Origin of the sequence: Hahella chejuensis KCTC 2396, from assembly GCF_000012985.1 — a bacterium.
GTDB classification, from domain to species: Bacteria; Pseudomonadota; Gammaproteobacteria; order Pseudomonadales; family Oleiphilaceae; genus Hahella; species Hahella chejuensis.
Map to the genome: position 1 here is coordinate 4,168,075 of NC_007645.1, position 19,781 is coordinate 4,187,855.

Annotated in this window: 15 protein-coding genes; 5 read left to right on the forward strand and 10 right to left on the reverse strand. The window is 55.3% G+C overall.

Going from position 1 to position 19,781, the window contains the following annotated elements; genetic code table 11:
* Positions 1-7: 7 nt before the first annotated feature.
* From HCH_RS17975 to HCH_RS18005, 7 genes are all read right to left on the reverse strand, one after another.
* Positions 8-1,351, reverse strand: coding sequence for an HD domain-containing phosphohydrolase (locus tag HCH_RS17975; RefSeq protein WP_011397809.1), 1,344 nt, complete (start codon positions 1,349-1,351; stop codon positions 8-10).
* Positions 1,348-3,171 carry a sensor histidine kinase gene (locus tag HCH_RS32505; protein ID WP_011397810.1) on the reverse strand — a complete coding sequence of 608 codons (1,824 nt, stop codon included), beginning with the start codon at positions 3,169-3,171 and terminating at the stop codon, positions 1,348-1,350. Before HCH_RS32505 ends, HCH_RS17975 begins: the two co-directional genes overlap by 4 nt.
* A 25-nt stretch (positions 3,172-3,196) precedes the next feature.
* Positions 3,197-4,048, reverse strand: a complete 852-nt coding sequence (locus tag HCH_RS17985; RefSeq protein ID WP_011397811.1) for an HDOD domain-containing protein — start codon at positions 4,046-4,048, stop codon at positions 3,197-3,199.
* A 35-nt stretch (positions 4,049-4,083) separates the two neighbouring features.
* A complete protein-coding gene (locus HCH_RS17990; protein ID WP_238384912.1) occupies positions 4,084-4,893 on the reverse strand; it encodes a response regulator in 810 nt (269 codons plus the stop codon).
* Positions 4,894-5,045: 152 nt separating this feature from the next.
* Positions 5,046-5,465 (reverse strand): hypothetical protein, encoded by a 420-nt coding sequence (locus tag HCH_RS17995; protein WP_011397813.1) that lies wholly within the window; start codon positions 5,463-5,465, stop codon positions 5,046-5,048.
* A gap of 198 nt (positions 5,466-5,663) precedes the next feature.
* Positions 5,664-8,840 (reverse strand): efflux RND transporter permease subunit, encoded by a 3,177-nt coding sequence (locus HCH_RS18000; RefSeq protein WP_011397814.1) that lies wholly within the window; start codon positions 8,838-8,840, stop codon positions 5,664-5,666.
* Positions 8,840-10,003, reverse strand: a complete 1,164-nt coding sequence (locus HCH_RS18005) for an efflux RND transporter periplasmic adaptor subunit (RefSeq protein WP_238384913.1) — start codon at positions 10,001-10,003, stop codon at positions 8,840-8,842. The genes HCH_RS18000 and HCH_RS18005 overlap by 1 nt, the downstream gene beginning before the upstream one ends.
* 324 nt (positions 10,004-10,327) lie before the next feature.
* Here HCH_RS18005 and HCH_RS18010 point away from each other — a divergent pair, with 324 nt between their 5' ends.
* Positions 10,328-10,687: a hypothetical protein gene (locus HCH_RS18010; RefSeq protein ID WP_011397816.1), complete on the forward strand. Its 360-nt coding sequence runs from the start codon at positions 10,328-10,330 to the stop codon at positions 10,685-10,687.
* A gap of 98 nt (positions 10,688-10,785) precedes the next feature.
* Here the strand turns inward: HCH_RS18010 and HCH_RS18015 are convergent, their stop codons facing one another.
* Positions 10,786-11,787 carry a DUF2914 domain-containing protein gene (locus tag HCH_RS18015; RefSeq protein ID WP_011397817.1) on the reverse strand — a complete coding sequence of 334 codons (1,002 nt, stop codon included), beginning with the start codon at positions 11,785-11,787 and terminating at the stop codon, positions 10,786-10,788.
* Between the two features lie 476 nt (positions 11,788-12,263).
* Between HCH_RS18015 and HCH_RS18020 the strand changes: the two genes are divergently transcribed.
* Both HCH_RS18020 and HCH_RS18025 read left to right on the forward strand, forming a co-directional pair.
* Entirely contained in the window at positions 12,264-14,177 is a 1,914-nt protein-coding gene (locus HCH_RS18020) for a putative bifunctional diguanylate cyclase/phosphodiesterase (protein WP_011397818.1), read from the forward strand.
* Between the two features lie 365 nt (positions 14,178-14,542).
* On the forward strand, positions 14,543-15,097 hold the full coding sequence (locus HCH_RS18025; protein ID WP_011397819.1) for a hypothetical protein: 555 nt from the start codon (positions 14,543-14,545) through the stop codon (positions 15,095-15,097).
* Position 15,098: 1 nt separating this feature from the next.
* Here the strand turns inward: HCH_RS18025 and HCH_RS18030 are convergent, their stop codons facing one another.
* Positions 15,099-15,401, reverse strand: coding sequence for a hypothetical protein (locus tag HCH_RS18030; RefSeq protein WP_011397820.1), 303 nt, complete (start codon positions 15,399-15,401; stop codon positions 15,099-15,101).
* Between the two features lie 293 nt (positions 15,402-15,694).
* On the opposite strand from HCH_RS18030, the gene HCH_RS18035 reads away from it, so the two are divergent.
* Positions 15,695-16,987: a flavohemoglobin expression-modulating QEGLA motif protein gene (locus HCH_RS18035; protein ID WP_011397821.1), complete on the forward strand. Its 1,293-nt coding sequence runs from the start codon at positions 15,695-15,697 to the stop codon at positions 16,985-16,987.
* 34 nt (positions 16,988-17,021) lie between these two features.
* Here the strand turns inward: HCH_RS18035 and HCH_RS18040 are convergent, their stop codons facing one another.
* Positions 17,022-18,581: a carbon-nitrogen hydrolase family protein gene (locus tag HCH_RS18040; RefSeq protein ID WP_011397822.1), complete on the reverse strand. Its 1,560-nt coding sequence runs from the start codon at positions 18,579-18,581 to the stop codon at positions 17,022-17,024.
* Positions 18,582-19,092: 511 nt separating this feature from the next.
* Here HCH_RS18040 and uvrY point away from each other — a divergent pair.
* A complete protein-coding gene (gene uvrY, locus HCH_RS18045; RefSeq protein ID WP_011397823.1) occupies positions 19,093-19,752 on the forward strand; it encodes a UvrY/SirA/GacA family response regulator transcription factor in 660 nt (219 codons plus the stop codon).
* The last annotated feature ends 29 nt before the right edge of the window (positions 19,753-19,781 follow it).

Genomic DNA, 19,781 nt, shown 5'->3' on the forward strand with positions numbered 1-19,781 from the left:
CTCCCGCCTATTTTTTCATTACAAACACACTGAGTTTGCGGTTTTCCAATTTCTCCAACGACAGCATTTTTTCGATGATTTTCTCCGTCAGCACATGGCCTTTGGCGATGAGCAGAATGCCATTGGTGTTTTTTAAGTCCCGGGATAACCGCATACCGGGAACCAGCGCTCCCACGCCGAGCTTATCTTCGTGAGGCAACACATCGTCGCCGGTGTAGCTATCCACCAGCGGCGCCAGCAGCTTCACCACCAGAGGGTCGTAACGCTTGCCGGCGTTGTCCTGTATCAGTTTGAAGGCGTCATCTTTGCTCATGGCGTCGGTGCGCATCAGTCCGCTTTGCAGCCCCACGAAGTCGCGCACGGCGCGGATGATGCGCGACCCCATGGGAATAGCGTCGCCCTTCAACCTGTCCGGAAAGCCGCTACCGTCCATATATTCCGTGTGATGACGAATAAAACGGGAAGTCGGCTCCAACTCCGCAATCGCCGTCAGCGCCATTTCCCCCAGCAGTGGGTAACGCTGATACTCCACCGCATCCTGCCGGGTCAGCTTGGCTTCCGCCCGGCTCAGCACATCGTCGGACAGACTGAGTTTGCCCACCTCATGCAGCAAGCCGGCGTAGTAAATGTGTTTGACGTCCGCCTCCGACAGCTCCATGGCCTCCGCGATGGTTTTCGATAAGTCCGCCACGCTCTGTGAATGGCCCTTGATCAAATAGCCGCGACTGGTAATAAACGTGGAGAACACCCTGACGAAATCGTCATAGCTGTCCTTCAGTTGCTGGTAAGCCAGCTCCAGCATGTCCGCCGTCTGACGCACTTCCTCGGTGCGCGCAGCGACCATTTTCTCCAGGTCTTTGTTGAACTTCTGTAATTCCCGATTCTGTTGCTGGGTGACGTTAAGCAGGCGCTTCTTCTCCCGCTCAAGTCGACGTATGCGCAGCCCTTCGTGAATCACTTCGACCAGATTCTCATCGTCCCAGGGCTTGCTGATGTAACGATAGATACCGCCTTCATTAAGGGCGGTCACCGTGGCGGAGATATCCGAGTGGCCGGTCAGCAGCATGCGCACCGTCAACGGCCAGCGCGCTTTCACCTGCGACAGAAACTGCGCGCCGTCCATATTCGGCATGCGCATGTCGGAGATCACCAGATCAACGCGCTGCGACTCCAGAATTTTCAACCCATCCGCTCCGCTCTCCGCGAACAGGCATTTAAAGTCCTGTTTTCGCAGCAAGCGCTGAATGGAGGAGAGGATCGGCTTCTCGTCGTCGACAAACAGCACATAATCAACGTCCGCGTCAGACGCCGCTGGCGAGGCGGAATCCGGCGAAGCCAGGTCTTGGGTCATTGCGCCTCTCCCTGTTTTGGTTGCTTAACAGGCAAATAGACGTAAAACGTCGTGCCTTTGCCCAGTTCGCTCTCCACTTCCAAACGGCCATGATGCTTATTGACGATGCCATAGGACAACGCCAGTCCGAGCCCGGTGCCCTGTCCCACGGGTTTAGTGGTGAAGAAGGGGTCGTAGAGCTTGGACAGGTTTTCCTTGGCGATGCCGCTGCCGTTGTCCGCCACAGAGACGCATACGAATCCATCCTCCACGACTTTGGTGGACACCCTGATAACGCCATTGTGTTCAATCGCATGACCGGCGTTGACGACCAGGTTCAGTATCACCTGGCCAATTTGCGACTCCACCATCTCGATCTTGGGTAAATCGCCAAAGTCCTTGATGACTTCCGCTTTGTATTTGATCTCGTTGTGAACAATGTTGAGCGTCTTGTTGATGTACTGATTCAAATCACCCAGCTCAAACTGACCGGTATCCGGCCGCGAGAAATCCTTCAGCGACTGGATGATCTGCTTGACCCGATAGATGCCCTCGTTGGACTCCTTCATCAGGTCGGTGACGTCGCCCCGGATATATTCCGTTTCGTATTTCTCCTCCAGTTCCTTGAAGATGGCTTTGACTTCCGTCTTATCGCCGCCGAAGCGTTCTTCGATCTCATCCAGCAGCTCAAACAGCGTGCTGATGTATTCGTTCAAAGTAGTCAGGTTGGAGCTGACATAGCCGATGGGGTTATTGATTTCATGCGCCACCCCGGCCGCCAGCTGGCCGATGGAGGCGAGTTTCTCCGATTGCAGCAATTGCGCCCGGGTGTCCTGCAGCTGACTGATCAGTTTCTCTTGTTGCTGACGCTCCAGCACCAGTTGCTGGTTGCTTTTCTCCAGCTCCGCCAGCAGTGCGTTTTTCTCAAAACCGCTATACGCCTGACTGACCATCTGCGAGATATACATTTCATCCGCCAGGGAGAACACGGGTTTGCCTTTGCTCTTGGCGAGATACAAAGTGCCTTTGCAGACGCCGTCGCCAGTCTGGATAGGAAAAATATTCAACTGATCGATCTCATGACAACTGCCCGGCGGCTGGCACTTTTCAGAAAGATCGCCCAGACACAGGGATTTTTCCGACTCCAGAATCGACTCGTCGCCCAGGGCGGCGGCGATGCTTTTCAGTTTGGCCAGGGTCAGCCCCTTCTCCAGCCATTTCGACGGCTCGCCGCGCTGTCCCCGCAGTTCCAGCGCGGAACCGCTGGCGCCGGTGACAATCTCCAGACGCACCAGTAACTCGCGGAAAAACTCGTCGTCTTCGTGCTCCACCCCCTTTATCCATTCCAGGGTCTCCGCCCACACAACCTGGAACAGCATTAATTTCTGTAAGTCAGTCAGTTGGTATTGCAGGACTTCGTTACGACGGGTCAGTCCCAGGGTGGTCATCGCCCAACTCAGTTTGCTGTCCAGTCTCTCGGATAGCTGAAAAGGCTCATCTGCGCACACCGCTATGGCGCTGGAGGCGCTTTCGCTCAGCTTGATCTTGATATGCCAGCCATGCAGAGCTTTACCGTTGGCCAGCGGCAGTTCAAAACCAATCCAGGCGTTGGGTTCAGACTCATCAACCCGATCGCGTAAGCTGTTCAGCGCCTCTTCTCCCCATTTGAAGCGGAATGAGATAACCGAGCTTTGCAGGTGTTGCGCAATATACTGGCTCTGCGGGTCCAGCCACATCCAGCTGACCGAAACGCCTTCGTCTTCCGCAAACAACGCTTCCAGCAACTCACTGATATTGCCCTGGTTACCGCCAGCGTCATGAACAACCTTATAAAGCAACATTCCGTTTATCCTATCTAACAGGGGCTCAGGAGCCGTTTTTCTTGCCTTTGGGAATAAATTCCGACGCCAACTCCTTGAACAACTTCAAGCCATTGAGGGTCATTGCGGGAATATCCGAGATATCCACGCCGCTCGCTTCCACCTTGCAGGGAGCGATGCAATGCAACTGCACCCCGGCGATGCAATTACCGACAATACTGGTGGCCAGCACATCCCCCAGACTGACCGCCAACGCCATGGGGGAATTAATTTCACTGCCTGAATTCAACACCTGCACAATATCCTGGGGGAACGACCAGCACTCCAGGACGATCGCCGACAGGGTTCGATGATCTTTACCAAGAATACTGCGCTCCGACGACACCAAATGCTTCTTTTCCTGGCGGGCGACTCTCACGCACTCCGTAATTTCTTCGCCATAAAAATAGTCCATCAGCACCACGCCCAGATTGTTGAACAGGCCAGCGGTGAAGGCGGTCAGAAAGTCGATGTTCTGTCGCCGCGACAGTTCTTGTGAAATGCAGGCGGTCATCAGGCTGTGCCGCCAGATTTGCGTGTAATCGAGCTGAGTATCCTGTCGCGGGCCGTTGAAGCGGGACAGAACAACCAGGGTGTAAATCAGATTGCGAATGGTGTTGGCGCCGAGAATAACGCACGCCATGTCCACGTCCTTCACTTCCTTGGTGAATCCGTAGAAGGAGCTGTTCGCCAGTTGCAGAATGCGGGCGGCGAGCACCGGGTCAGCCAGTACTTTTTTGCCAATGATGCCCAAGTCGCTGATACCGTCGTCCATCATTTTGATGATGGCCTCGATTTCCGGGTTGGGCGATGAAAGCTCGGAAAGTTTGGTTTTGATCTCCTCCACATTCCAGGTCATATCCTTCTCTCCTGATTAAATCCGCACGGCGCTGTTTACCCTTCCGCGGACAGCATCGCCATAACGGAGCCTGAAACGTTGAAATTTCCGCTGAAGCGTTTGATCAGCAAATTAGTGGGCTGGCCGCCTATAGCCGCCGACACTTGCACGATCTCCCCTACTGACGATTTCACCGCTTCCATATAGCCTTGGAATACCTTTTCCGGGAACACCTGCATCACGAACATGCCGACCTGTAATCCCTCTCCCAACAATCCACGGGCGGCCGCGTTCACTTCTACGATCATGCCGTCGTCGGAAACGCCGACGATGGCGACGGGCAAGTGTTCGAGAATTTCCTGGGAGGCGCGCAGCGAACGCACGTTCAAAACCAATTCCAGATTCTGCTCCTCCACCTTCTGCTCCAACTGACGATTCAGTTCCTTAAGCTGTTCGTTGAGACGGGCGTTCTTACTTTTCAATTCATGGATGGAGAACGCCTCTCGGATATGCTGCAACAGCTTTTCGTCTTCCCAGGGCTTGAGCAGAAACTTGTAGACGGCGCCATCGTTGATGGCGGAGGTGATGCTTTCCAGTTCGGTATAGCCGCTCATAATCAACCGGATTGTGTCTGGATAGCGGGACTTCACTTCCTTGAACATTTCCGACCCTGTCATGCCCGGCATACGCTGATCCGACAGAATCACCGCCACCGGTTCCTGCGCCAGTATGTCGAGACCTTCCTGTGCGGAGTTGGCGGTTAAGATCCGGTATCCTTCGCGACGAAACAGCCGCGTAAGGGACCTGAGAATATTAACCTCATCGTCCACCAGTAATAGGGCGTCGGGGAGCTGATCTGTTTCCACTAACAGTCTCTTGATTCCTTCCAAACTCTCTTCACATAGTGTAGTAGCGATATGCTGTTGCGCAAACGCGGTCGGGGGGCTCACCACGAAAATGAAACAATGGCCGCCCGGCGCTTGAGAGAATGCGTGAGGACGAATCGAAAGGGTTCGGATCAGATTTTAGGCGGGCGGATTTTCTCCAGGACATGACTGCGCATGCCGCGCGCCACTTTCAGTAATTCGCCTCGCGCCAGCTCCCGGTCGACGCCCTGCTCCACCAGAAATTCCAGGAAGTCGCCGAAGCGTTTGCGGCGTCTGAGACCGGCCTCGGACAGGTCACGACGATTATTGAATACATCCATCAACGTGGAGCCGCAGGCGCAATTGCGAAACACCTCGACGATCATGGAGCCGTCATCATCCTCGGACTCTTTCAGACCGCTGCGGGTGTGACGAATGTTTTCCGTTTCAGACAGGAACTGTTCCGCTGTTTCATAGACGCGACCACAAGTGTTGCAGCGCTTTGGGAAGGCGGACTCCGCGACTGCGCGAAGTCCCTTGAACAGTTCCCTATAAAATTCTTTCTCTTCCATTTCGGCCCCAGGGCGAACAGAGACCGAACAATCAGGGTTGTCCGGCGCGTTGCTCTACACTGCCTCAAGCTACGCCAAAGCACTTTCAGCGTATATTCCTTCCCCACCCACAGACTTCAATGCCCCGTGGAGGGCATGTCTGGAATTCAGACGGCAGCCGTTTACAGTGTAGTTTTTATTCCACGCCGGGGCCATATATCACTTGCCGAAGATCTCCTCCTTGGGTCGCGGAGCGCCACTGTGGCCGCGCACCGGCTGCGGCGGTTCAAGCTCCGCCTCATCCCGCTCACGGCGGCTGGACTTCCGTCGCCAGATGGTGCGCAACCTGGCGCCGGTTTTCTCGCCGATCACCAGCAGGCAGGGCGTAATCAACAGAGTCAGGAAAGTAGCGAAAGTCAGACCGCCAGCGATGGCGCTGGACAGCTCCGTCCACCACTGTGTGGAGGGTCCGCCAATGCCCAGGGACGGCGTCATCAAGTCTACGTTCACGCCCAACACCATGGGCATGAGCCCCAGCACCGTCGTAACCGCCGTCAGCAACACCGGCCGCAGGCGCACTTTTCCGGTTTCCAGCGCCGCCTCGTAAGGCGATGCACCGGAAGCGCGCATCTGATTATAGGTGTCGATCAAAATGATATTGTTGTTCACCACAATGCCCGCCAAGGCGATCAACCCCAGCCCCACCATTACAATGCCGAAAGGTCGGCCGGTGATCATCAGCCCCAGCAGCACGCCGGCGGTGGAGAATACGATGGCGGACAACACCAGGGCCGCCTGGTAGACGCTGTTGAACTGCACCACCAGAATCAACGCCATCAGCATGATCGCGATAATGAAAGCCTGTGCGAGGAAGACCATGGTTTCGCGCTGGTCTTCATCTTCTCCGGCGAATTTCACCATGACGTCATCCAGCGGACGCTTCGCCAGGGATTCCTTAAGGGCAGTGATGCGTTCGTCCGCCTGCACGCCTTCCGCCACATCCGCTTCCACCGTCAATGAACGCTCACCGTCCACCCGATGCAGAGTGCCGGTTTTCGGCGCGGGAATCAGACGGGTGAAGTTGGAGACCGGCACCGGGCCCAGGGCGGTGCTCACCATCTGCCCGCCCAAAGCGTCCAGAGTGCGTCGCTCCAAGGGCGCACGCAGGCGAATATCCACCTCTTCCTCCGCATCGTCAGGACGATAGTCCGCCAGCTTCAGACCCGTGGTCACCAATTGCACTACATTGCCGACGGTGGCGACATCCACGCCATAACGCGCGGCTTTTTCGCGATCTACTTCAATACGCCACTCAATGCCCGGCAGCGGCCGATTGTCGGAGATGTCGATAAAGCCGCCCAATTCCCGTAAACGCTCATGCAGTTGTCCCACTGCATCCTCCACTTCCTCAGTGGAGCCGGAGAGGCGCACCTTGACGGGTTTACCTTGCGCCGGACCGTCTTCCTGCTTGCGGAACTCCAGCTTCAACGGCAAATCCTGGGCGCGGGAGCGCATGTCTTCCAAAATGCGATTGGCGGGGCGACGCTCATGCCAGTCAATCAATTGAAAACGGATGACGCCGATGACATCTTCCGCCATATCCCCGTCCGCCATGGCGAAGGAGCGCGCGTACAGCGCCCGTACTTCCGGCATGCCGGACAAACGTTGCTCCACGCTCTGCAACATGGCGTCTTTTTCGTATACCGACAGGTCGCCTCGGGCGTGCACCAATACCTGAGCGGAATCCGGCTCCACTTCCGGAAAGAACTCTACACCATGGTTGTAGCGCCCATAAGCCACATAGGTCAGGACCAGCAGCGCCAGGAACATCAGCAGCGTTTTCCCCGGCGCCGCCAGCAGACGCGCCAGCGCCACCGCATACCAATGGGTAAAGCGGCTGGGACCATTGGAAGCGTTTACCGGCGCCTTGGAGCGCCCGAAGACGCCGCCCAGCACCGGCATGAATATCAGCGCCATCAGCAGTGAGGAGATGAGGCAGACAATCACCGTCGCCGGCAGGTATTTCATGAACTCCCCCACCATGCCCGGCCAGAACAACAATGGCATGAACACCGCCAGCGTAGTGGCGGTGGAGGCGATGACCGGCCACGCCATGCGATACGCCGCCTGCGCGTACGCCTCTTTGCGCGCCATGCCGCTTTCCAGATTACGGTCTGACAGTTCCGCTACAACAATAGCGCCGTCCACCAGCATTCCCGCAACCAGAATAAGACTGAACAGCACTACAATATTGAGCGTGAAGCCCAGCGCCTGAATCACCAGCAAACTGGCCAGGAACGCGCCGGGAATCGTCAGGCCCACCAGCAACGCCGGACGCATGCCCATGGCGGCGATCATGACGATCAGCACCAACACCACTGCAAACAGCACGTTGTTGAGCAGGTCGCGCAACATCTCGCGGATCTGCTTGGACTCGTCAGTGATATAGGTCACCGTCAGACTGGAAGGCCAGCGCTCTTCAGCAATTTTGACCACCGCCTTGACCGTCTCAATGGTTTCGATGATATTGGCGCCGGCGCGCTTGGAAATCTCCAACACCACAGCTGGTTTGCCGTCTACTCTGGCGAAGCCGCCAGGGTCTTTGAATGTCCTTTGCACGGTAGCGACATCGCCAAATGTAATAACGCGGCCTTCATGAATTTTGATCGGCATGCCCAACAGGTCAGGCAGATTTTCAATCACCCCGGGCACCTTGATCACCATGCGCCCGGCGCCAGTATCGATATTGCCCGCCGCCACCAGACGATTGTTATTGGAAATCAGGGAAAACAATTGCGCATAGTCGATGCCGTAACGCTCCAGCACCTGCATATCCGCCACCAGCTCCAGCAGGTCCTCGCGATCGCCGCCGATCTCCACCTTCAGCACTTCGGGAATGCCTTCGATGTGGCGTTTCAGTTCACGGGCGATGCGCACTAACTGATCTTCGGCGAAGGGACCGGAAAGGCTCAAGTTCAACACTGGAAACTGCGACACGTTGATTTCCACAACGCGGGGCTCATCGCTCTCCACCGGCAGTTTGGCTTTGGCGGTATCCACTTTTTCGCGCACGTCCGTCAACGCCTGATCCGGGTCGAAACCGGCCAGGAACTCCAAGGTCACCGAGGCGTAGCCTTCCGCCGCCACCGAGCGCATTTCCTTCAAGCCTTCCAGAGTGCGCAGCTCCTGCTCCAGGGGACGGGCCAGCAGGCGCTCCGCGTCTTCCGGCGCGATGCCTTCATGAGACACAGAGACATAGATTATGGGAATGGTAATGTCCGGATTGGATTCTTTGGGCATGGTCATAAACGCCCAATAACCGCCAATCCATAACATCAGTAATACGATCACGCTCGCTCGCGAGCGATCCATCGTCGCACGTATGAGCTTATCCATCAGTTCACCGCTTGTTTCATCGCCAGACTGGCGCTATCCGCATCCGGCTCTTCATCTTTGTCCTGATCGTGTTTCAGCAACTCTTCTTCCGGCGTCGCGTCGACTTTCTCACCCAGTTTGGCGTAGCCGCGTCCCATGGTGATGAGCTTGACGGTTTCCGGCAGGCCGCTGACCCAGAGTTCCGTATTGCTGGCGCGAATGCGCTCAACCGGCGTGCGGGCGACGCGCTGGTCCGCATCCAGATACTCCACACTGAGACGCCCTTTCTCATCCAGGCTCAATAAAGCCGCTGAAATGCGGTGCGCCAAGACATCGCCAACGTCGATGTTCAAGGTCGCAGTGGAGCCGGCCAAACGCAGACGCTGCGGATTATCCAGCTCCGCTTCCACCGTGAAGGAGCGGGTGTTGGGGTCCGCCTGGGCGGCGATATAGGTCACGCTGCCGGTCAGGGTCTCGCCATTCAGCAGATGCGCCGTCACCGGCTGGCCGATGCTGAGCAGTCCGACCTGTTGCTGGGGCGCCTGCCCCATGAGCTTCAACTTGTGGTCATCGATAAGGCGCACCAGGGTAACGCCTTCCTGAACAGTCTGTCCCAGCTCCACCATCCGGTCTTCGATCACACCAGCGAAAGGCGCGTGAATACGGGTGTGCTTCAAGTCCTGCTCCAATCTGGCGACGGCGGCTTCCGCGCTGGCCAGGGCGGCCTGCTTCGCCTTCAATTCCGTTTCCGCCTGCAGGCCCCGTTGCATCAGAGACTTGGCGGCTTTCAATTCACTGCGCGCCACATCCACCTGCGCTTTGGCCTGGGCCATTTGCGCGGGCAGATCTTCCTCGCTAAGGGTCAACAAAAGATCGCCTTCACTTACACGCCGGCCGCGCTCCGCAGTGACTTTTTCAACAGTCGAACCCAGGCGCGATTGCAGATTCACTTCGCGCCAGACATCAATCTGGCCCTGAATTTCCAACGCTTTCTTGATCGTTTCAGCCTGCGCGACTTTATAAGCCACTTTAGTCGGGGCGCCCTTCTCTTGCTTCGTCGCCTCCGGCGCTTCGGTCTGAGCGGTCTGTACAGGCCCCGCCATCAACCAGACAGCCAATGCGACAATAATTCCGAATGAAATCCAGTAGGTGGGTATGCGCGTGCGCATCAGTGTCTTCTCCATTTCTTGACTCGTGCGGCGCAGAAATACGGCGGACGGGCGCGCCGCGGTGAGACAGCCAGAGAGGCGGCTCTGCGCTTAAAATTTTATAAATGCAAAACAAGGGCTTAACCTTAGCCCTGCAACGTACTACAGTTTCAGTTTCACCGCGGTCGCTGTAAATCTGAATACGACGTTTTGATACCTTGCATGGCCCGCAAACGGGTTTTCGGGCGCAACGCCCGCGCCGGTCAGCCTGGTATTAGCGAACTGACAACGCGCCGCCGGGACTAGTCGTTTGCGCCGACTAACACTTTAAATCGATAAAGGAAAATTTGGAAGTTAACGATGATAACTTATATATACTGGATCTTCGTTCTTGCGCTCGCCGGAGGAACGCTTTACCTGCTCGGTGTAAAACTTAAGCAGTGGATTCCCGCAGCGGTGGTCAGCGGCGTTATTCTGGTGGTCTGCGCCTCCTTTTATTATTTTTACCTGCAACAAATGTTCGTGAAACGTTGGGGCGGCACAATGAGCCTGTCTGTCCCCGAAGGCATGCAGCATGTCGCTGCGACCTGGAAAGACGACAATATGTGGATTGAGAATTACGACCCCAAGACCAACACCTGTTATTTTCAGGAGTACTCCCGGGGCGCAATGCTGGAAGGCAAAGTGGTTATCAAGAACTGCAATCCGGTTCGTCGCTGAGCAACCGCGCGCGTACCGAACCGCCGCCGATCCAAACAGAAAGCCCGACATTGCATCGGGCTTTCTTTCATTCATTTGTTCAATCGTTCAATTACAGCCTAATTAACCGAAAAGGCTGCTTCAGCCAATATATTGCCCTCTGGCCCCGTCACTTTGACGGTCCACTGCCCCAGCATATGACGATCGATAAACTTACTGGAGGAGGCGCGCATGGGCGAACGATGCGGACGTATTCTTATACGCGCCACCCGTTTATCGTCGCGATACCATTCGTGGTAAAGCGTCTGCCCGGTCATATCCATCATTTCCGTAAACAGATAGATGCGCAGTAAACCTTCGTCATTCATGACAATGCTGTCGCGCAAAGCGTTGGTCGGCTCGCTGTCGTCCAGTTCCTGCGTCAATTGCGCGCGACTGATGGCGTCTGAGAAGATTTTCACCGGCTCTCCGCCACTGGAGACGGTTTCCAAATGTCTGCGCCTGGTGGGATCGACCGGGTCTTCTTCAAGATCCTGCGCCGTCTCGACTTCCTCCAGCGTTTCCAGATCAGGCGGAATATCCTGTGCTGTCGCCGAGTCGGAAGAGTTGATCTCTTCTTGCATTTGAACCGGCGCTTCCGGCTCTGGGGCAGTCAACAGGCTGTCGGATGCGGAGGACTCAGCAATGGAGACGCTATCTTCAACCTTGCTTTCCTGTGCGACAGACTCCGGCGCTATAACCGGTTCCGCCGGTGTCTCTGCCGTGGCGTCCGCCACAGCGGACTCATCTATCGATGATTCTGCACGGCCTTCAACGCCATCATCACGCCCCACTTCTACGGCCGTCGAGGTCAATGTCAACTCAGCCGCTTGCCCAGGCGGTTCCTCCACTCTGTCCGAAGTCGCGCTTTGTGCGACGAAGTCTGTCTGCGGGGCGTCCGCCGACGCGGGGAGCGCCCAACGATACACACCCCAAACCGCCCCGGCAAATAGCGCGAATGCTATGCAACTGACGGCGATAATGCGATTCCAATGGTAAACAGTAACAGTTTGCGGCGGCTTAGCGGAGGCATCCGCCAACGACTCCGCATTTTTGACTCGGATGACTAATTTTTGCGACATGTAAGGGTCCGACCTAAGGTTGTGTTCTTTTTTAATATGGCCACAGGCGGTTGATTATTTTGCGCTCGGATTCTACTCCCCGGCCGCCGAATTTGACACCATTGTCACCTGCGATTGGCGAGCTTTCGATCTAACCTATCGCTTTTTTAATGAATAACGCCGCCGGCTTCTCCATCGTCAGGCATCCCCCCATACATCCGGCCTAGCCTGACTGCATCAATGCAGGGGGATCGCATAGGTTGATGCAAGTCCGCCGGTATGGGCTTTGTAAAAAATTTTTAACAGTTTACAGACCGTAATCAGACTCGGGCGCTTTTTTTGAGGAACGTCACACTCCGTCTTTGTCGCTTTACATATGGTTACGATGGTTACAAAATCTGACTGTAGCAACCGGAGGCCAGCTTCTACACTGGGAGCCTTAAGAGTAGGCCCGCAGTAGGTTACCGGATGGAACCTGGATACAGAGAAGCAGATACATGCGAAAACATGGTGAGTTTTGGGACGTACTACCTATCTCGTTGCTTATGCTGGGAAGCGTCGCAACCATCCACTTGGCTTCGCTGTATTACTTTGAGGGGGAAAGCCTGTCCTGGCCGATTCTGACCACCCTCAGCATCGCCGTTATCTTCGCTTTTTTATCCCTGATTCAAATCCGTCTCAACCGTCAGCTCGCCGCCAAGGTCAAAGCGCTGCATGAGCGCGACTTCAAGTTAAAAAAGCTGAGCAGCGCGGTCACCAACAGCGGCTGTTCGATCATCATCACAGACCGTCTTGGCCGCATCGAATTCGTCAACAACAAGTTCGTCAACGTCACCGGCTACGGCCAGGAAGAAGCCCGCGGCCGCTTCCTCGACATCCTTAATCCCAAAGACATGGACGCGGAAAAGCCGCAGGAGCAAATCTGGGAAAGCGACATTCTGTACGATGGCTGGGAAGGCGAGGTATTGAGCCGCCGGCGGGACGGCTATGATTTCTGGTGGGCGGTGACCGTATCCACCGTCTGCGACAGCGACAACACCGTCACCAACTATGTGATTTCCGGGGTGGATGTCAGTGAGTTGAAAGAAGCCAACCGCAAGATGCAGCAAATGGCGTTATACGACTCCCTCACCGGCCTCGCCAACCGTCGCCTGTTCGTGGACCGCTTGGAGCAGGCGGTGAAGGCGGCCAGCCGCGATCGTAAACAAATCGCCCTGCTGTTTCTGGACCTGGACCAGTTCAAACGCATCAACGACACGCTGGGACATGACGCCGGCGACAGCCTGTTGCAAACCGTAGCGCAACGCCTGAAAAACTGCGTGCGCGCGAAAGACACCGTCGCCCGCTTGGGCGGCGACGAGTTCACCGTGCTGTTAACCGACATCGTCGATACTTTTTCCGTCACCCCCGTCGCCACCCAAATCCTGAAAGCGCTCAAGGAACCCATCAAACTCAAAAAGCATGAGGTGATTGTTTCCACCAGCATCGGCGTGACCCTGGCCCCCACTGACGGAGCCAACGCAGACGTATTGATGAAAAACGCGGACCTGGCGCTGTACCGGGCCAAGGAACATGGCCGCGACCGTTATCACTTCTATACGGAAGAGCTGAACGCCCATGCCCTCAAGCAGTTGCTGATGGAGCAGGAGTTGCGCCATGCGCTGCAGTTTGAAGAGTTCACCCTCGGCTTCCAGCCCCAGGTCAATCTGACCACTGGCAAAATCGTCAGCGTGGAGGCGCTTATCCGCTGGCACCACCCCAGCAAGGGTTTGGTGATGCCGGACAGCTTCATCAGTGTGGCGGAGGAAACCGGCCTCATTAATCCGATTGGCCGCTGGGTGCTGAAAAACGCCTGCATGCAGATGAAAATGCTACAGGACCTCACCGGCTCCGCCATCAAAATCGCCGTCAACCTGTCCGCGCGTCAGTTCGATGATCCGAAACTGGAGCAAAGTATTGAAGAAGCGCTCAACGAAACCGGCCTGGAGCCGGAATGGCTCGAGCTGGAAGTGACGGAAAGTATGTTGATGGGCGACATTCAAGCCGTCACCAACAAGTTGAAGCGCCTCAGGCAAACCGGAGTGAGTCTGGCCATCGACGACTTCGGTTCAGGCTATTCCTCACTGAGTTATCTGAAGAAACTGCCGGTCAATGCGCTGAAGGTAGACCGGGAGTTCGTGCGCGATATTCCTGAGGACAGCAATGACATGGAAATCACCTCAGCGATTATCGCCGTCGCCCACAAACTGCAACTGAAAGTCGTGGCGGAAGGCGTGGAGACCGCCGAGCAGAAAGAGTACCTGCTCGCCAATCAGTGCGATTTCGCCCAAGGCTACTTCTTCAGCAAACCTCTGTCCTTTGAAGACCTCTACATCTATCTGAACGAACATAAGTTCAAGCAGACCGCCTGAGCCGTCAATCTCTTCTTATTTTCTTCTCTACTCTTCTACTCTTCTACTCTGAGCGCGCAGACAGCTTGTCTTGCGCGCCGATAAGTCGTTCTGGTTAACGTATCGCGCATGCGGTTCTTCACAGTTTCAGCCTAATCCTTTCGACTTAAAACAAAATGTCACCTGGATCACAGGCGCATCGATGCAATTCGTATAACTTGATTCCCAGCAGTTATATGCATGCGTTGCTGAAATCAGGCAGAACTTGGACGCCGCACGAGCAAGGACAAAACGCTGACAAGTCAAAGCAGTAAAAGAAACGGAAACTAGAAAATAACCCTGCGCGCCTAAGCGCCAGTGAGTCTTTTAATAGGGATACTTCATTTATGCAATGGCTGATCCACGGGATGGAGGTAATACTGTTCGGTCTTATTGTCCGCCTGATCTACAGTCTGACTGAAGCTATGAAAAAGGACGCGGATGAACACGTCGTCCTCGGCAATCTCAGCGTCAACTCCGTGCGCAAAGATCCGCGCTGTTCCTGCGCGCCGTCCGAATCCATCAAGCAACTACAAATGTTCTGGTCCACCCAGGTGCTGGAAATGCGCCTGAACGGCTTCGCGCCGGACATTCTGCTGCATCCTTCTCTTTTCGAGCACACGCTGGACTATCTGCAGGGCGCCGCGGATGCGACGGCGGAGTTTTTTCAGTGCAGCGACCGACAACGCTTACAAATGCAGTGTTATCTCATCGTCAAAGGACTGGGAGCGCCAAGTCATGAGGATAACGATGTGAGCTTGATTGAGCGGGCGCAATCTCACCGTCACACGGAGATGTATGTCGCCGGCCATTGCGCCGCTGAGCAGTGGCTATACAGTCAGGAGTTTCCCAAAGAGTGCAGTCTGTTTAACAGTATTAACGCCTGGGGATTAGTGGCCTGAATCAACACAGCTCCCATTGTGATGGAATCAGTCTGGGGGAAGCTTTCTCGCTTTCCCCGCCGTCCAGCCTGATCGCGGTGACGCAAGGCTTCCCCCACTCGCCGTTATCCAGGCGTTGCATAGAGTTCAGATCCACGGACTGCACCAGATAAACGCCGCCTTCGAACTTGATTTGGGTGCGATGGGAAATACCGTACATGAACCGGCAGTAGTCCATCTTCAGTTGTTGCAGTTCTCTTTCCGCCTTAACAATCTTACGAACCAGAAATTCTCTCAGACTATCCGCATACTGGGTTGTGCTCATCCCCTTGAACTCCCCATAGCGCCGGACTCCCAGGCCCCGGCGGAAACCCTGTGGCGCGCGCCTGAACGCACGCATTTAAAGAAGATTACAGACAAACCCGCCATTACGCCACTGCGTACGCGGCCTTAGCCACGGCTTGGGTGATCGGCGACGACGAAACGCGTAAATTGGCTTGGCGCAAGGCTGGAAACGCCACTAGAATCGAAACTGCCGGACCGCGCCAGGCGCCGTACTTTTACTGACGCCGACACAGCCGGAAAGCAGCCGTCCAACAAGAGGAACTCACAGAGTCTATGCCGTCCAATCAAATGGGAGAGTCGTACCTCCAAACCTTGAAATCGCTCTCTGATCGCATCGTGGAGGCGCAAAAGCCTATCCGCATCCTGGACGCCATCAAATGGTCGCCGTCGATTCGTCAGCAGTTTTTTGATTCCGGTTTCAAAAAAGCGCCCCAGGTGGACATTGAGTACTATCAGAAAAACTGTCCGCTGGGATTCGACCCCGCCGCCAAAAAAGCCGAGTTCTACGAAATAGAGCGCGAGATCAGTAAAAAGCTGGGACAAATGAACCCTGTTACGCAGATCATGCGTCGCGTATGCCGGGAATATCAGATGGTGGTGCGTATGCTGGAAGCGCGGGGCACGCCAGAATTCAGCTACATCTCCCAGGAACTTTACGGCTCCCCCAGCGACGCGTTCCATGCCGGTGACCCCACTCTGGCGGAGCTCGGCGAAATGATGGAAATGACCCTGGCCAACCTGCTTAAAGACAGCTCCATGCAGGAGTCTGAAAAAAGCTTACCGGCGCAGTACGTGGTGGACGAATTGAACGCCCGCCTTTCTAACTTTTTCGTCGGCGCCGGCATTCGCGTCATGATTTCCGACGGCATCGCCGCCGATGCGGCGGCGGGCACGGATTACATCAAAATCCGCAACGACGCTCTCTTCAATCAACAAGACGTTGATGTACTGGAAGTTCACGAGGGCTGGGTGCATCTCGGCACCACCCTCAACGGCGGCAGCCAGCCCTACTGCACCTTTCTGAGTAAGGGGCCGCCCTCCGCGACGATCACCCAGGAAGGCCTTGCCGTACTGAGTGAAATCCTCACCCTGCGCTCCGGTCCGACGCGCCTGTTCAAGCTCATCAACCGGGTGCGCGCGGTGACGCTCGCCGAGGACGGGGCCACCTTTAACGACGTGTTTCATTACTTGTGTGAGAAAGGCATCAGCGAGGATGAAAGTTTCACCCTGGCCGCCAGGGTGTTTCGCGGCAGCACTCCCAATCTGGGCCCTTTCGCTAAAGACATCACCTACATCAAAGGCTTTGTGCTGACTTACAACTTCCTGCGACTGGCGTTCGCACGAGGCAAGATTGACCGCCTGCCTATGCTGTTCTGCGGCAAGATTGTATTGGACGACCTGGCCAGCCTGCATGATCTGGAGGAACAGGGCGTCATTACCGCGCCCCGCTATGTGCCGCCGTTCTTTCAGGACCTGAAAGGGCTGGCGGCCTGGATGAGTTTCTCCCGCTTTATTGGCCAGCTCAACTTCAACCAATTGGAAGCTGATTACAAACACCTGTTGTAATCAGTCCTCTCGGTTAACGGGAGTAGCCCGACGGCTACTCCTCCTGCTCGCCCTGCCATTGGATACGGTACAGATCGCGACGACGGTCCAGATAGTTACGCACTGAGCCTTCGTTCTGCAGTTCCTGCAGCTTGTTCAAGTCCAGATCCACGATCAGCGTCATTTCCGTATTCGGCGTGGTTTCCGCCATGATGGCGTCATGCGGGAATGCGAAGTCTGAAGGCGAAAAGACCGCTGACTGGGCGTACTGGATATCCACGCTGTCCACCTGCGGCAGGTTGCCCACCGAACCGGCGATGGCCACATAGCACTCATTCTCAATCGCCCGCGCCTGGGCGCAGCGGCGCACGCGCAGATAGCCGTTCTTGGTGTCGGTCCAGAACGGCACCAACAAAATCTCCACTTCCTGATCCGACAACAGACGCGCCAGTTCCGGGAACTCCACGTCGTAGCAGATCAGAATGCCCACTTTGCCGAAATCCGTGTTGAATACGGTCAACTCGTCGCCGCCCTGCATGGTCCACTCTTTCTTTTCATGAGGAGTGGGGTGCAACTTGTACTGCGCCTCAACGCCGCCATCGCGGCGACACATATAAGCCACGTTATACAGTTCGCCGTCCTCAATCACCGGCATGCTGCCGGCCACCACGTTGATGTTGTAACTCACCGCCAGGCGGGAGATCTCCTCCACCATCTTGTCTGTAAAGCCAGCCAGATATTTGATGGCGTCAATGGAGTTGGCGTGACGCTCCAACCCCATGAGCGGCGCATTGAAGAACTCGGGGAACAACGCCACGTCACACTTATAGTCCGACAGCGCGTCAATGAAATACTCCACCTGTTGCAACACTTCTTCCGCGCTGCGCATCTGACGCATCTGCCACTGTACGCAGCCGACGCGGGCGGTGGTCTTGGCGGCGCCGATCAGTTGCTTGGCGCCAGGCTCGTAGTTCAGGTTATCCCATTGCAACAGAGTGGCGTAGCCTTTGGACTCTTTGTCCTCCGGCAGGTACCCCGTAATGATTTTTTTCACCATGAAGTCGTTGGACAGCTGGAACGTCAGAATCGGGTCGTAAACTTCTTTGCGACTAACCGCTTCGAGGTACTCCTCCGGCGTCATGCTTTTCGCGTAGGACTGATAATTGGGGATGCGCCCCCCGGCCACGATGGCGCGCAGGTTCAGGTTACGGCACAGCTCTTTGCGGCCTTCATACAAACGACGTCCCAGGCGCATGTCGCGGTAATCCGGATCAACGAATACATCCACGCCGTACAGCACATCGCCATTGGGGTCGTGGGTGGTGAGATAGGCGTCGCCGGTGACTTCGTCATAGGTGTGCTGATCGCCGAATTTGTGATAATCGATGATTACCGAGAAAGCCGCAGCGACCACCTTGCCGTTGTCTTCAATACAGATCTGGCCTTCCGGGAAAGTTTTCAGTTGCGCGCGAAATTTACGCTTGGTCCAGGCGCCGCCCAGGTTGTGATAGACCTTGTCCATCACCGCCTTGATGTCGTTGTAATCAGCCAATAACAGATGGCGCAGTATCAAGTGATGATCAAGACTTTCCTCTTTAACTTTGTCGTCTTTCATATCCATTCCCAGTTTCTAGTTATTTCGACTTCCCTGCCTCTACACGACGATGCGCGTCTAGATACAAGGAAAGCGCTTTGGATGAAAATTAGCCTTATTTAAACAAGCACTTATAAAGTTGTCCAAACATTCAGATTAATATACGTTAAGCTCCTGGCGCACGTCGTCGCATTTCAGTCGCGCTTTTCCAAACCTATACTTATACGCGTAGGCGCTGTGTTTTTGATCAAAACCTGCAACAAATATCGATGACTTTTATTCATTTGAATAACTGGAGTCTATCGCCATACAAGAGAACGACGGCGTCCGAAAAATGGCGGATGCAAATTTAATCCGACAGCGATTTCATATCGTGATAATGTCTAAAGGTAGCCGACTTTTTCGTCTATCGTTTTAGTTACACGTTTTTTATAATGAGCGCCTTAGCTCTGTTGAGATTTGCGAGTGTTTTGGGAATTTACGCCCGGTCGGCTCGAACAAGGATCAACAAGGAAGACTGCGAGGTGATACTTTGATCAGGGTGTTAATTGTTGATGACCACGAGCTGGTGCGCGCCGGCTTGTCCAGAATGTTAAAAGATGAAGACGGTATTGAAGTAGTCGCAGAAGCCCGGTCGGGTGAGGAAGCAGTCAGTATTGTCCGCCAGCATCCAATCGATATTATTCTCATGGATATTCGTATGCCCGGCATTGGCGGGCTGGAAGCCATGCGTCGCATTCATCGTATCGATGAGAGCGTCAAAGTGGTGGCGGTGACCGCCTGTGAAGACGACCCATTTCCTTCACGGGTCATGAAAGCCGGCGCTTCCGCCTATATCACCAAGGGCGCGGACATCACCGAGATGGTCAAAGCCATCCGCGTGGTGCACGCCGGGCAACGCTACATCAGCCCGGACATTGCGCAGAAAATGGCGTTGCGCCCGTTTGACGCGGAGGAAGGCGATGTATTTGAGAGCTTGTCCGAACGGGAGATGCAAATCGCCATGATGATCGTGAATTGCCACAAGGTGCAGGAGATTTCCGACAAGCTCTGCCTGAGCCCGAAAACGGTCAACAGCTACCGCTATCGTATTTTCGAGAAACTGAACATCAACAGTGACGTTGAACTCACCCTTCTCGCCATTCGGCATGGTATGCTCGACGCCAATCAGGTCGGCAGCCTGAAAACCTGAACTCAGGGTCTGCGGCGACACTGAAATAT

Excerpts from the sequence above, each read along its gene's own strand:
- HCH_RS17975 (WP_011397809.1), bottom strand. The coding sequence starts at position 1,351 with ATGACCCAAGACCTGGCTTCGCCGGATTCCGCCTCGCCAGCGGCGTCT.
- HCH_RS32505 (WP_011397810.1), bottom strand. The coding sequence starts at position 3,171 with ATGTTGCTTTATAAGGTTGTTCATGACGCTGGCGGTAACCAGGGCAAT.
- HCH_RS17985 (WP_011397811.1), bottom strand. The coding sequence starts at position 4,048 with ATGACCTGGAATGTGGAGGAGATCAAAACCAAACTTTCCGAGCTTTCA.
- HCH_RS17995 (WP_011397813.1), bottom strand. The coding sequence starts at position 5,465 with ATGGAAGAGAAAGAATTTTATAGGGAACTGTTCAAGGGACTTCGCGCA.
- HCH_RS18000 (WP_011397814.1), bottom strand. The coding sequence starts at position 8,840 with ATGGATAAGCTCATACGTGCGACGATGGATCGCTCGCGAGCGAGCGTG.
- HCH_RS18005 (WP_238384913.1), bottom strand. The coding sequence starts at position 10,003 with ATGGAGAAGACACTGATGCGCACGCGCATACCCACCTACTGGATTTCA.
- HCH_RS18010 (WP_011397816.1), top strand. The coding sequence starts at position 10,328 with ATGATAACTTATATATACTGGATCTTCGTTCTTGCGCTCGCCGGAGGA.
- HCH_RS18015 (WP_011397817.1), bottom strand. The coding sequence starts at position 11,787 with ATGTCGCAAAAATTAGTCATCCGAGTCAAAAATGCGGAGTCGTTGGCG.
- HCH_RS18020 (WP_011397818.1), top strand. The coding sequence starts at position 12,264 with ATGCGAAAACATGGTGAGTTTTGGGACGTACTACCTATCTCGTTGCTT.
- HCH_RS18025 (WP_011397819.1), top strand. The coding sequence starts at position 14,543 with ATGCAATGGCTGATCCACGGGATGGAGGTAATACTGTTCGGTCTTATT.
- HCH_RS18030 (WP_011397820.1), bottom strand. The coding sequence starts at position 15,401 with ATGAGCACAACCCAGTATGCGGATAGTCTGAGAGAATTTCTGGTTCGT.
- HCH_RS18035 (WP_011397821.1), top strand. The coding sequence starts at position 15,695 with ATGCCGTCCAATCAAATGGGAGAGTCGTACCTCCAAACCTTGAAATCG.
- HCH_RS18040 (WP_011397822.1), bottom strand. The coding sequence starts at position 18,581 with ATGAAAGACGACAAAGTTAAAGAGGAAAGTCTTGATCATCACTTGATA.